The sequence below is a fragment of the Sphaerotilus hippei genome (assembly GCF_003201595.1).
GTDB lineage: Bacteria > Pseudomonadota > Gammaproteobacteria > Burkholderiales > Burkholderiaceae_C > Sphaerotilus > Sphaerotilus hippei.
The window spans coordinates 60,198-72,346 of the sequence record NZ_QJJS01000010.1; the positions used below are offsets into that span (position 1 = coordinate 60,198).

Annotated in this window: 10 protein-coding genes; 8 read left to right on the forward strand and 2 right to left on the reverse strand. The window is 68.3% G+C overall.

Translation table 11 applies throughout. From position 1 onward, the window contains the following. The first annotated feature begins 57 nt into the window (after window positions 1-57). The 8 genes from C7444_RS11890 (at window position 58) to chrA (ending at window position 10,079) form a co-directional block, all read left to right on the forward strand. Window positions 58-1,089, forward strand: a complete 1,032-nt coding sequence (locus C7444_RS11890) for a putative 2-aminoethylphosphonate ABC transporter substrate-binding protein (protein ID WP_110401074.1) — start codon at window positions 58-60, stop codon at window positions 1,087-1,089. 78 nt (window positions 1,090-1,167) lie between these two features. After that, window positions 1,168-2,235, forward strand: coding sequence for a putative 2-aminoethylphosphonate ABC transporter ATP-binding protein (locus C7444_RS11895; RefSeq protein ID WP_110401075.1), 1,068 nt, complete (start codon window positions 1,168-1,170; stop codon window positions 2,233-2,235). Next, window positions 2,232-3,935 carry a putative 2-aminoethylphosphonate ABC transporter permease subunit gene (locus C7444_RS11900; protein WP_110401076.1) on the forward strand — a complete coding sequence of 568 codons (1,704 nt, stop codon included), beginning with the start codon at window positions 2,232-2,234 and terminating at the stop codon, window positions 3,933-3,935. The genes C7444_RS11895 and C7444_RS11900 overlap by 4 nt, the downstream gene beginning before the upstream one ends. Window positions 3,936-3,980: 45 nt before the next feature. Then, the gene (gene phnX, locus C7444_RS11905; protein WP_110401077.1) at window positions 3,981-4,793 is read left to right on the forward strand and encodes a phosphonoacetaldehyde hydrolase; all 813 of its coding nucleotides are present in this window, start codon (window positions 3,981-3,983) and stop codon (window positions 4,791-4,793) included. A gap of 53 nt (window positions 4,794-4,846) precedes the next feature. Continuing rightward, window positions 4,847-5,968 (forward strand): TIGR03364 family FAD-dependent oxidoreductase, encoded by a 1,122-nt coding sequence (locus tag C7444_RS11910; RefSeq protein WP_110401078.1) that lies wholly within the window; start codon window positions 4,847-4,849, stop codon window positions 5,966-5,968. 59 nt (window positions 5,969-6,027) lie between these two features. Beyond that, entirely contained in the window at window positions 6,028-7,671 is a 1,644-nt protein-coding gene (locus C7444_RS20915) for a methyl-accepting chemotaxis protein (RefSeq protein ID WP_211317538.1), read from the forward strand. Window positions 7,672-7,776: 105 nt separating this feature from the next. After that, window positions 7,777-8,730 (forward strand): chromate resistance protein ChrB domain-containing protein, encoded by a 954-nt coding sequence (locus C7444_RS11920; protein WP_110401079.1) that lies wholly within the window; start codon window positions 7,777-7,779, stop codon window positions 8,728-8,730. Next, window positions 8,730-10,079 carry a chromate efflux transporter gene (gene chrA / locus C7444_RS11925; protein ID WP_110401080.1) on the forward strand — a complete coding sequence of 450 codons (1,350 nt, stop codon included), beginning with the start codon at window positions 8,730-8,732 and terminating at the stop codon, window positions 10,077-10,079. The genes C7444_RS11920 and chrA overlap by 1 nt, the downstream gene beginning before the upstream one ends. Before the next feature lie 40 nt (window positions 10,080-10,119). Here the strand turns inward: chrA and C7444_RS11930 are convergent, their stop codons facing one another. After that, a complete protein-coding gene (locus tag C7444_RS11930; protein WP_110401081.1) occupies window positions 10,120-11,076 on the reverse strand; it encodes a sugar kinase in 957 nt (318 codons plus the stop codon). Beyond that, window positions 11,069-12,115: a Zn-dependent oxidoreductase gene (locus C7444_RS11935; RefSeq protein ID WP_110401082.1), complete on the reverse strand. Its 1,047-nt coding sequence runs from the start codon at window positions 12,113-12,115 to the stop codon at window positions 11,069-11,071. Before C7444_RS11935 ends, C7444_RS11930 begins: the two co-directional genes overlap by 8 nt. Between the last annotated feature and the right edge of the window lie 34 nt (window positions 12,116-12,149).

Consider the following 12,149-nt stretch of genomic DNA (forward strand, 5'->3'; position numbering starts at 1 on the left):
AATCTGACACTTCGGGATCGTAACCTGCCGTCCGTTCATCCCCAACGGAGCCCCGCCATGAAGCTGAAGATCCTCGCGCCCATCCTGCTGTGTGCCGGCCTCTCGGTCGCCGCCGTCCTGCCTGCACAGGCTGAGCCGACGACGCTCAATGTCTACACGGCGCTGGAGACCGACCAGCTCAAGGCTTATGAAGAAGCCTTCAACAAGTCGCATCCGGACATCGAGATCAAGTGGACGCGCGACTCCACGGGCATCGTCACCGCCAAGCTGCTGGCCGAGAAGAGCAAGCCCGTGGCCGATGTGGTGATGGGCGTGGCCGCCTCCAGCATGGTGGTGTTCGAGCGTGAGGGCCTGCTGCAGCCCTATGCGCCGGCCAACCTGAAGGCGATCAACCCGCGTTTCCATTCGGGGGGCGCCACACCGAGCTGGGTCGGCATGGACGTGTGGGGCGCCGCCATCTGCTACAACGTGGCCGAGGCGCTCAAGCAGGGTCTGCCGCGCATCGAGAGCTGGAAGGACCTGCTGCGCCCCGAGTTCAAGGGCAAGATTGTGATGCCCAACCCGAACTCGTCGGGCACCGGCTTCCTGGACGTGACGGCCTGGCTGCAGATCTTCGGCGAGAAGGGTGGCTGGAACTACATGGACGGGCTGCACGAGAACGTGGCGGTCTACACCCATTCCGGCTCCAAGCCCTGCGTGATGGCGGGCGCGGGCGAGTTCCCGGTGGGCATCTCGTTCGAGTACCGCGCCAACACGGTCCGCCAGAAGGGGGCACCGATCGACGTGGTGTTCCCCAAGGAAGGCCTGGGCTGGGACCTCGAATCGATCGCCATCGTCAAGGGCACGCCTCGGTTGGAGGCCGCCAGAAAGCTGGCCGACTGGGCCGCCAGCCGTGAGGCCAACGAGCTCTACGCGAAGAACTTCGTCATCACCGCCATCCCCGGCATCGCCACCCGCCTCAAGCACGTGCCGACCGACTACGAGAAGCGCCTGGTGAAGAACGACTTTCAGTGGGTGGGCAAGAACCGCGAGGCCATCCTGGGCGAATGGCAGAAGCGCTACGCCGCCAAGTCCGAACCGAAAAAGTGAGCCGGTTCCCGTGATTCCATCCGGCGGTGCCGTCCTGCCTGCGGTGCCGCCGGGTCTTGCCTGTCTGGCGGAGCGTTCATGTCCCATCTTCAGATCCAGCACCTGCACAAGCGGTTCGGTGCCTTCACGGCGCTGGATGACCTCAGTCTGTCGGTCGCGCGCGGTGAATTCGTGGTGCTGCTCGGCCCGTCAGGCTGTGGCAAGACGACCTTGCTGCGCACCATCGCCGGCCTGGAGCATCAGGACAGCGGGCAGATCGTGCATGCCGGGCGCGACATCTCCCGGCTTTCGCCCGCCGAGCGTGACTACGGCATCGTGTTCCAGTCCTACGCGCTGTTTCCCAACCTCGATGTGGGCCAGAACGTGGCCTATGGCCTGAACCGGCGCCGCGCGGGCCGCGAGGCGCACCGCCAGCGGGTCGACGAGATGCTGGCGCTGGTCGGCCTGCCGGGCACCGAGGACAAGTACCCTTCGCAGCTCTCGGGCGGGCAGCAGCAGCGCATCGCGCTGGCCAGGGCACTGGCCACGCGGCCCGATCTGCTCTTGCTGGATGAGCCGCTGTCGGCTCTGGATGCGATCGAGCGCGTGCGCCTGCGCTCGGAGATCCGCAAGCTGCAGCAGACCCTGGGCGTGACCACGATCATGGTCACGCACGACCAGGAAGAAGCGCTGTCGATGGCCGACCGCGTGGTGGTGATGCGCAGCGGACGCATCCAGCAGGTGGGGACGCCGCAGGGCGTGTACCACGCGCCGAGCAATGACTTCGTGGCCGATTTCATCGGCCGCAGCAACCTGATCGACGCCCAGGCCAGCGACGAGCACCATGTGCGGCATGGCGGCCTCACGCTGCACACGCATGCCGGCCTGGTGCCGGGTCGGCGCTACCGCTTCAATGTGCGTCCCGAGGACATCAGCCTGCTCGACGGCTGGGCTCCGGTGGCCAACAGCTTCCATGCCCATGCCGACAAGTGCGAGTTCCTGGGCGCGTTCTGGCTGGTCACGCTGACGCCCGTGGCGGGGGGCATGCCACCGATCGTGGCGCAGTTCTCCAGCAACTACCTGGCCGGTCGCCCCATCCAGCCCGGTGCCCTGCTGCGCCTGGCCATTCCCGCCGGAAAGCTGTTGCCGATGCAGGTGTCGGCATGAGCAGCAGCCTCACGTCGGGTGCTGGCTGGGCCGCTCGTCCGAGCCGCAGCGAGCGTGGCAGCTCCGCGCTGCTGCTGGCGGCGGCGGCGCTGCTGTGCCTGTTCCTGCTGCTGCCGATGGGCGCGCTGTTCAGCCACAGCCTGATCGATGCCCAGGGGCGCTGGCAGCTGACGCAGTTCCGCGCCTTCGCCAGCGCGCCGGGCACCGCCACGGCGATCTGGAACACCCTCTGGGTGGCCCTGGTCGTCACCGGCATCACCGTGCCGCTGGCCTTCGTGTATGCCTATGCCATCCAGCGCTCCTGCATGCCGTTCAAGGCACTGTGGCGCCTGCTGGGCCTGTCGCCGTTGCTCGGGCCTTCGCTGGTCGGCGCGATCGCCTTCATCCAGTGGTTCGGCACCCAGGGCGTGCTCAAGCCCTGGCTGGGCGACGCCAGCGTCTACGGCCCGCTGGGCATCGTGATGGCCACGGTGTTCGCCAGCTTTCCGCATGCGCTGATGATCCTGATCGTGGCACTGGCCACTTCGGACGGCCGCTTGTACGAGGCGGCCGATGCGTTGCGCGCCACACGCTGGCGCCGGTTCCTCACCGTCACGCTGCCTTCGGCCAAATATGGCCTGATCAGCGCCGCGATGGTGGTGTTCTCGTACTCGGTCAGCGAGTTCGGCATTCCCAAGGTCATCGGTGGCAACTTCCAGGTGCTGGCCGTCGAGATCTACGTGCAGGCCGTGGGCCAGCAGAACTTCGGCCGCGGGGCGGTGGTGGCCATGGTGCTGCTCATGCCGGTGCTGCTGGCCTTCGCCGTGGATCTGAAGGTGCAGCGTCGGCAGCAGGCCAGTCTCACCTCACGGGCCGTGCCCTACGTGCCCAAGCCCGACGGGCGACGCGACACGCCGCTGCTGATCTGCACCGTGCTGGTGGCCGGCGCCATGGTGGCCGTGCTGGGCATGGCTGCGGCCACCTCGTTCATCAGCTTCTGGCCCTACAACCTCGCGCCCACTCTGGACCACTACGCCTACGGCCTGGCCGAGGCTGGTGTGCTGAGCGCCTACCTGCACAGCCTGTGGATGGCGCTGCTGACCGCGCTGACGGGCACGCCCTTCGTGTTCGTGACCGCCTACCTGCTGGAGAAGACCGGCCGCCGCGGGTCGTGGTTGCACACGGCCGTGCAGGCCCTGGCCTCGCTGCCGATGGGCGTGCCCGGCCTGGTGCTGGGCATCGGCTACATCCTGTTCTTCAACCAGCCGGGCCATCCGCTGGGCGGCCTGTACCAGAGCTTCACGATCCTGGTGATCGTCAACGTGGTGCACCACTACACCTCCTGCCACCTCACGGCGCTCACCGCGCTCAAGAGCCTGGACCGCGAGTTCGAGGCGGTGTCGGCCTCGCTGAAGGTGCCGCGCTGGGTGACGTTCCGGCGCGTGACGCTGCCGGTGTGCCTGCCTGCGGTGCTCGACATCTCGCGCTACCTGTTCATCAACGCGATGACCACGGTGTCGGCGCTGGTGTTCCTCTATGCGCCGCACACGCTGCCGGCCTCGGTGGCCATCCTCAACCTCGACGAGGCCGGCGAGCTCGGTCCGGCCGCGGCCATGGCCACGCTGATCGTGGTGACCACCGCGACGTTCAGCCTGCTGCACGCGGGCCTGGCCCACCTGCTGCTGCGCCGACACCAGGCCTGGCGCCAGCCGCACCGCTGAGCGGTGTCGCGCCAGGGCTCCCTTCACCCACGGAAACTTCACACCATGCGCCAACACCTGGAAGCCGTCATCTTCGACTGGGCCGGCACCATCGTCGACTTCGGCTCGTTCGCCCCGACGCAGATCTTTGTCGATGCCTTCAGGACCGCATTCGACTTCGACCTCACGCTCCGCGAAGCCCGCGGCCCGATGGGCCTGGGCAAATGGCAGCACATCGAGGCCCTGGGCCGCGACCCGGTCGTGGGCGCGCGCTGGGCGGCGCAGTTCGGCCGATCGATGAACGACGACGACATCCGCCACCTCTATGACACCTTCATTCCGCTGCAGGTCGAGCGGGTGGGCCTGCACAGCGCGCTGATTCCGGGGGCGCTGCAGACGGTGAACGAACTGCGCCAGCAGGGCCATCGACTGGGCTCCACCACCGGCTATCCGCGCCGGGTGATGACCCGCCTGATGGCCCTGGCCGCCGAGCAGGGCTATGTGCCCGATTGCACCGTGTGTGCCGACGACCTGACCGCCGGTGCACGGCCCGGCCCCTGGATGGCGCTGGAGTGCGTGCAGCGACTCGGCATCGGTGCGGTCTCGCACTGCGTGAAGGTGGACGATACGGTGCCCGGCCTTGCCGAGGGCCTGAACGCCGGCATGTGGACCGTGGGCGTGGCGCTCTCGGGCAGCCCGGCCGGTTGGACCCTGGCCGATTGTGAAGCCGCCAGCCAGGCGCAGCGCGCCGAGGTGCGCGAGCGTGTCGGTGCGGTGTTTCGCGCCGCCGGTGCGCATTTCGTGATCGACACCGTGGCCGACCTGCCCGCGGTGCTGGACGAGATCGAGCATCGCCTGGCCCGCGGCCAGCGTCCTTGACGCGTCACCGTGCACCAGTCGACACCCGCAGAGCGGACACGCGAGACCAGCCCATGACTTCAGACTCCCACTACGACCTCGTCGTGATCGGCGCAGGCATCATCGGCCTGGCCACGGCCTACACCGCGCGCCAGCGTGGCCTGCGGGTGGCGGTGATCGAGCGTCACGCGCAGTGCGTGGGCGCCTCGGTGCGCAACTTCGGTTTCGTCACCGTCACCGGTCAGCGTCGCGGCGAGCACTGGCGCCGTGCGCTGCGCACGCGTGACGTGTGGCAGCGGATCGCACCTCAGGCCGGCATCGACGTGATCCACCAGGGCCTGTACGTGCTGGCCCGGCGCCCGCAGGCGATGGACGTGTTCGAAGCCTTCCTGCGCACCGAGATGGGGGAGGGCTGTCGCCTGCTCAGCGTCTCTGAAGCTGCGCGCGACCTGCCGGTGCTGCAGGCCGGCCTGGGCGTGCTGCACAGCCCGCACGAACGCCGTGTCGAGTCGCGTGATGCGATCCCTCGCCTGAGCCGCTGGCTGGCTGAATCGCTGGGCGTGGACTTCCGTTGGAACACGCCGGTGCTGGGCATCAGCCTGCCGCAGGTGCACACCAGCAAGGGCGTGATCCATGCGGCGCATTGTGTGGTCTGTCCCGGGCACGAGCTCGACGCCTTGTTCCCCGAGGTGATCGCACAGGCGGGCATCCGCCTGTGCACGCTGCAGATGATGCGGGTGCGACCGGCGCAGCCGGTGCGGCTGCCGGGCTCGATCATGTCGGACCTGAGCCTGGTGCGCTACGAAGGTTATGCCGACCTGCCCGAGGCGGCGCCGCTGAAGGCCTTGCTGCAGACCGAGCAAGCCGCGCACTTGCGTGATGGCGTGCACCTGATCGCCGTGCAGTCGGCCGATGGTTCGCTGGTGGTCGGCGACAGCCATGTCTATGGCGATGCCGAGGCGCCGTTCGGTCGAAGCGACATTGACGAGCTCATCACCGACGAGCTGCATCGTGTGTTGCGTCTGCCCGGCGCCTGCATCACCGAGCGCTGGACGGGGACCTACGCCTCGGCCGGCGACGTGGTCTACAAGGCCCGGCCCGCGCCGGGTGTGGCGGTGGGCATCGTGACCGGTGGCACGGGGGCGTCGACCTCGTTCGCCTTTGCGGAGGAACTGGTCGATCTGGCGCTGGGTTGAGCGTGCGCAGGTGACGGCCAGTCGACCGAGGAAAAGCGGGGGGGGGCGCCACTTGATCCATGGATCTCCCCGTCGACATCGGTCGCACAGTGGTGCAGCTGGGCGTCGGCCGGTGGGGCTGGGTGCTGCCAGTGACGTGGGGAGTCAACATGAATCAATTCCGTTCGATGCGCCTGGGCGCGCGTCTGGGCAGCGGCTTCGGGCTGGTGCTGATGATGATGGTCATCATGGTGGGGGCAGCGCTGTGGTCGATGACACGCATCAGCACCCTGGCCCACCGCGTGGTGGAGCAGGACATGGTGAAGGCAAAGGCAGCGGCGACGCTCAACGAGACTGTGCAAGCAAACGGACTGATCACGGCAAAGATGATCTTTGCTGGCGACTCGAACGAGCGCAGCGAGTTGCGGGCGCAGATGGACAGGAACAAGCAGACCGTCGACGAGTCGCTGAAAACGCTTGAACGCTTGGTCTACCTGGCGAAAGGCAAGGCCCTGCTGGCCGAACTGGTGGTGTCGCGTCAGGCCTTCGTGGCAGCTTTCTCGCAGACACTGGTGCTGCTGGACGGGGGGGATCGTGCGGGGGCGGAAAGCCACATGAAGGCGGCAACGTTGCCCGCGTTGGCGGTACTGCAGAAGCACGCCCATGCGGTGCTGGATCTGCAGGATGAGCTCGCGAAGTCCGCGTTGACGCAGGTGATCGGGCAGGTGGACGGCCAGCGTGAGTGGATGATGGGCCTGGGTGTCATGGCCCTGATGACCGGGGGGCTGTGCGCGTGGTGGCTGACCCGCTCGATCACTCGGCCGATCGCTCAGGCGGTGCGTGTGGCTCGCACCGTTGCCGCCGGGGACCTGACCTCGAGCATCGAGGTGCAAGGCCGCGACGAGCTGGCCGAGTTGCTGGAGGCGCTGCGAGACATGAATGCGTCGCTGGTGGGCATCGTGGGGCAGGTGCGAGCGAGCAGCGAATCCATCGCCACGGGGTCCTCCCAGATCGCCATGGGCAATGCCGATCTCAGCCAGCGCACGGAAGAGCAGGCCAGCAACCTGCAGCAAACGGCCGCTTCGATGGAGCAGCTGTCTTCGACCGTGACCCAGAACGCCGAGACCGCGCGTCAGGCCAATCAACTGGCTCTGGGGGCGAGTGACGCCGTACGATCTGGTGGCCAGATGGTGGGCGAGGTCGTCCAGACGATGGGTGTGATCCAGGCGTCCAGTCAGCGCATCAACGACATCATCGGTGTCATTGACGGGATTGCGTTCCAGACCAACATCCTGGCCTTGAATGCCGCCGTCGAGGCGGCCCGCGCGGGTGAACAGGGACGAGGTTTTGCGGTCGTGGCCGCAGAGGTGCGTGCGCTGGCTCAACGCAGCGCCGAAGCCGCGCGCGAGATCAAGGGGCTGATCACGGCGAGCGTGGAACAGGTCTCGGTCGGCTCCCACCAGGTGGTCAGTGCAGGGCAACGCATGGAGGTCATCGTGACGCAGGTGCAGCGGGTGGCCGATCTGGTGTCCGAGATCACGTCAGCCAGCGCGGAGCAGTCGCAGGGCATCGAGCAGGTGGGCGATGCGGTGAACCAACTGGACCAGGTGACGCAGCAGAACGCCGCCTTGGTAGAAGAAAGTGCCGCCGCCGCCGAGAGTCTGCGGCAACAAGCGCATCAGCTGGCTCGGGTGGTGCAGGGATTCAAGCTGGCAGTGTGTTGAGTGGGGACTCGTGTCGCATCACGACCACGTGAGCATTGGCAACGGGTGAGCGCAACAGACTTTAATACTCATGGAACACTTGTCTCTCCATGAGATGATTGCTTCATGACGTCATGGCTCATCCTCACGGCCACCTTGCCGACCTCGCCCAGCGGGCTGCGGGTGAAGGTCTGGCGCGCGCTCAAGGCGACCCACTGCGCCACGCTGCGCGAGGGGGTCTACATCCTGCCGCTGCAGGCCGGCTCGGCCGCGGCGTTTCCGGCGCTGGAGGCCACCATCCGCGCAGCCGGTGCGCAGGCCCACCTGCTGGAGGTGCCCGCGCGTGACGAGGCCCAGGAGGCGGTCTTCCGTGCGCTGTTCGACCGCACCGGGCACTACGCCGAGTTCCAGCAGGCGCTGAAGGCGGCGCATTCGCTGCTGTCCGCCGCCCCCGAGGCCGAGGCCCGGCGGGGCTTGCGCCAGCTGGACCAGCAACTGAAAGGCCTGCTGGCCTGCGATTTTTTTCCGGCCGCTCCTGCCGAGCAGGCCCGGGCCGGACTGACGGCGCTGCAGGCCGCACTGGAGCGCCGCTGGTCTCCCGGCGAGCCCGTCGCCACCGGGCAGGCCGTGCCCTTGCTGGACGTGGCGCACTACCAGGGCTGCACCTGGGCCACACGTGCCCGTCCGTGGGTGGACCGGATCGCCACGGCCTGGCTGATCACCCGCTTCGTGGATCGGCGGCCGACCTTCGTCTGGCTCGCCGATGCCCGCCAGGCGCCACGCGACGCGCTGACCTTCGACCTGGACGGGGCCCGCTTCACGCATGTCGGCGAGCAGGTGACCTTCGAGGTGGTGGCGCAGGCCTTCGACCTGCTGGCGCAGCCCGGCCTGAGGCGCCTGGCCGCGCTGGTTCACGTGCTCGACGTGGGCGGCCCGCCGCAGGACGAGGCCCCGGGCCTGGACCTGCTGGTGCGGGGCCTGCAGGCGCTGCACGCCGACGACGATGCGCTGCTGGCCGCCGCGCTGCCCTTGTTCGACACGGTGCTGGCCGGCCTGGCACCAGACCCCGGGACGACCTGATGACCGACCACGCACCGCACACCGACACCGCACCCGTCGCCCCCACGTTCTGGCAAGCCTTCGTGTACTGGCTGCGCCTGGGCTTCCTGAGCTTCGGCGGGCCGGCGGGGCAGATCGCGCTGATGCACGAGGACCTGGTGGAGCGCAGGCGCTGGATCTCCGAGCGGCGCTACCTGCACGCGCTGAACTACTGCATGGTGCTGCCTGGCCCCGAGGCGCAGCAGCTGGCCACCTACATCGGCTGGCTGATGCACCGCGGCTGGGGCGGCATCGTGGCCGGCGGGCTGTTCGTGCTGCCCTCGCTGCTGATCCTGATCGCGCTGTCGTGGATCTACATGGCCTGGGGCCATGTGCCGGCGGTGGCCGGCGTGCTCTACGGCATCAAGCCGGCGGTGACGGCCATCGTGGTCTCGGCGGCGGTGCGCATCGGCTCGCGCACGCTGAAGAACGGCTGGCTCTGGGGCATCGCGGTGGCGGCCTTCGTGGCCATCTTCGCGCTGGAACTGCCGTTTCCGCTGATCGTGGTGGCCGCGGGCCTCATCGGCCACGTCGGCGGCCGGGTCGCCCCGCAGAAGTTCGCCGTCGGCGGCGGCCATGGCTCGTCCGGCCGATCCCGTGGTCCGGCGGTGATCGACGACGACACGCCCACGCCGGAGCACGCCCGCTTCCGCTGGGACCGTTTCCTGCGCGCGCTGCTGTTCGGCCTGGGCCTGTGGGCGCTGGGCATCGGCGGCCTGACGCTGGCGCTGGGCTGGGACGCGGTGCTCACCCGGATGGCCTGGTTCTTCACCAAGGCGGCCCTGCTGACCTTCGGTGGCGCCTACGCCGTGCTGCCCTACGTCTACCAGGGGGCGGTCGAGCACTTCCAGTGGTTGAGCGCGCCGCAGATGATCGACGGCCTGGCGCTGGGCGAGACGACGCCGGGCCCGCTGATCATGGTGGTGTCCTACGTCGGCTTCGTGGGCGGCTGGAGCCAGGCGCTCTTCGGGCCTCAGGCGCTGCCGCAGGCGGGCATCGTGGCGGCCTGCGTCGTCACCTTCTTCACCTTCCTGCCGTCCTTCCTGTTCATCTTCCTGGGCGCACCGTTCATCGAGTCCACGCACGGCAAGCTGAAGTTCACCGCGCCGCTGACCGGCATCACGGCGGCCGTGGTGGGCGTGATCGTCAACCTCGCCGTCTTCTTCGCCTTCCACGTGCTCTGGCCCCGGGGCTTCGCCGGCAGCTTCGAATGGGCCGGCGCGGTGATCGGCGCCGCCGCCGCGCTGGCGCTGCTGCGCTTCAGGACCGGGGTGATCCCCGTCGTGCTGGCCAGCGGCGTGGCCGGACTGGTTTGGCAGCTCATCGGCTGAGCCTGGAGCAGAAGGCGGCCGGCCCCTGTCGATTTTCCGCTCAGCGGAGCGCCTCGAGCTGAAGTTCCTGCCGGGTCGGCAGGCCGTCGCAGTCGCCAGGAAACTGCACCACGCGTGCGCCGATGCGGTTGCCCCGCCGTGCCGCCTCTGCCAGGGGCCGGCCCTCGAGCAGGGCGCTGATCACGCCGACCGCAAAGCCGTCGCCAGCGCCCACGGTGTCCACCACGCATGGCACCGGCACGCCGGCCGCGGTACCGCACTGGCCCTGGCTGTCGGCGTAGTAGGCGCCGGCAGGCCCGAGCTTGACGATGACGACGCGCGTGCCTCGCGCCAGGTAGAAGTCGGCGATGCCCTCCGGGCTGTCGGCTCCGGTCAGCAGGCGTCCCTCGGCGAGTCCGGGCAGCACCCAGTCGGCGTGAGCCGCCAGCGCGTTCAGCGTGTCGCGCATCGCCGCTTCGCTAGGCCACAGGCGTGGTCGAAGATTCGGGTCGAACGAGACGGTGCGGCCTTCCTGGCGGGCCGTGCGGGCCATCAGGAACACCAGTTCCCGCAGGCTCTCGGACACGCCCGGGCTGATGCCGGTCAGATGGACATGGCGCACTCGGTGCCAGGCGGCGAACGGAAAGTCCTGCGGTCCCAGGTGGCTGGCTGCGGAGCCTCGGCGGTAGTACTCGATGGACGGATCTCCTCCGTCGGTGACCCGTGACTTGAGCATGAAGCCGGTCGGCTGCAGCGGATCGGTCGCTACGTGGCCGATGTCGATGGCCTCGCGTGCCATGAAGGCGCGCAGGTGACGGCCGAAGCTGTCGTCGCCCAGCCGGCTGACATAGGCCACGCGCAGGCCCAGGCGCGCCAGGCCGACCGCCACGTTCAGTTCGGCCCCGGCGGTGGCGCGGGCGAAGGACTGCACGGTTTCCAGCGCACCGGCCTGCTGCGCGATCAGCAAGGCCATCGCTTCGCCGACCGTGACGACGTCGAGTCCGGCGTGATCAGGCATTCGTGGTCTCGTCGAAACCGAAGTCGAGCAGTACCTTGCAGCTGTAGCGAGGGTTGCGCTCGGCCAGCTCGAACGCCTCCTTGACGTTGCGGAAGTCGATCTGGTGCGTGATGATGTGTTCCGGCTGCACCAGGCCACGGCTGATCCAGTCGATCACGGTCGGGAACATCGCGCAGTTGAGTCGTGAGGCATGCAGCGACAGCTCCTTCTTGGTCAGTTCCTGCTGCGGGATGGCTGACGGCGTTGGCGAGAAGCCCAGGATGCCGATCCGTGCTGCCGGGGCCGCGATGCGCACGGCTTCCTCCAGAATGCTGGGGTGGCACACCGCGTCGTAGATCAAGGTCGGTCCGCCGACGACGCCGCGTGCCTTCAGGGCATCGGCCAGCGTGATGTCGGTGGTGTTGATGACCTCGTCCTCCTCGGCACCGCAGGTGCGGGCCAGTGCAAGGCGCTCATCGAGGCGGTCGGTGATGTAGACCTTGATGCCGTGAACCTTCTTGAGCACCTGCAGCAGGTTCAGGCCCACCGGACCGGCGCCGTAGATCAGGGCGATGTCTTCCTTGAGTACACCCGTGCGTGCCGTGACGTTGGCGGCCACCGCGAAGGGCTCGATGATCGAGGCGCAGGTGGCGCTGACGTTGTCTGGAATGCGGTAGGCATTGTCCGCTGGTGCGCAGACATACTGGCTGAAGCCGCCCTGGCGGTGCACGCCCAGCACGTTCAGGTTGCTGCAGACGTTGCGCCGGCCGATGCGGCAGGCATGACAGGTCCCGCAACTGATGACCGGGTCCACCGTGACACGTTCGCCTATGCGGGCCGCATCGACGCCTTCCCCCACGGCGTCGATGCGGCCGAAGAACTCGTGCCCGATCACGCGCGGGTAGGACACGAAGGGGTTCTGGCCGTGAAAGATGTGCAGGTCAGAGCCGCAGATGCCGGCGAATCGCACGCGCACGCGCACTTCACCGGCGGCGGGTTCGGGCAGGGCCATCTCGCGCACGGCGAGGCTGTTGGGTTCGTCGACGACGATGCTCAGCATGGGATCAGTCTTTCAGCAAGAGGGGCAGGGTGCT

Coding starts and splice junctions, on each gene's coding strand:
- C7444_RS11890 (WP_110401074.1), top strand. CDS start 58: ATGAAGCTGAAGATCCTCGCGCCCATCCTGCTGTGTGCCGGCCTCTCG.
- C7444_RS11895 (WP_110401075.1), top strand. CDS start 1,168: ATGTCCCATCTTCAGATCCAGCACCTGCACAAGCGGTTCGGTGCCTTC.
- C7444_RS11900 (WP_110401076.1), top strand. CDS start 2,232: ATGAGCAGCAGCCTCACGTCGGGTGCTGGCTGGGCCGCTCGTCCGAGC.
- phnX (WP_110401077.1), top strand. CDS start 3,981: ATGCGCCAACACCTGGAAGCCGTCATCTTCGACTGGGCCGGCACCATC.
- C7444_RS11910 (WP_110401078.1), top strand. CDS start 4,847: ATGACTTCAGACTCCCACTACGACCTCGTCGTGATCGGCGCAGGCATC.
- C7444_RS20915 (WP_211317538.1), top strand. CDS start 6,028: ATGGATCTCCCCGTCGACATCGGTCGCACAGTGGTGCAGCTGGGCGTC.
- C7444_RS11920 (WP_110401079.1), top strand. CDS start 7,777: ATGACGTCATGGCTCATCCTCACGGCCACCTTGCCGACCTCGCCCAGC.
- chrA (WP_110401080.1), top strand. CDS start 8,730: ATGACCGACCACGCACCGCACACCGACACCGCACCCGTCGCCCCCACG.
- C7444_RS11930 (WP_110401081.1), bottom strand. CDS start 11,076: ATGCCTGATCACGCCGGACTCGACGTCGTCACGGTCGGCGAAGCGATG.
- C7444_RS11935 (WP_110401082.1), bottom strand. CDS start 12,115: ATGCTGAGCATCGTCGTCGACGAACCCAACAGCCTCGCCGTGCGCGAG.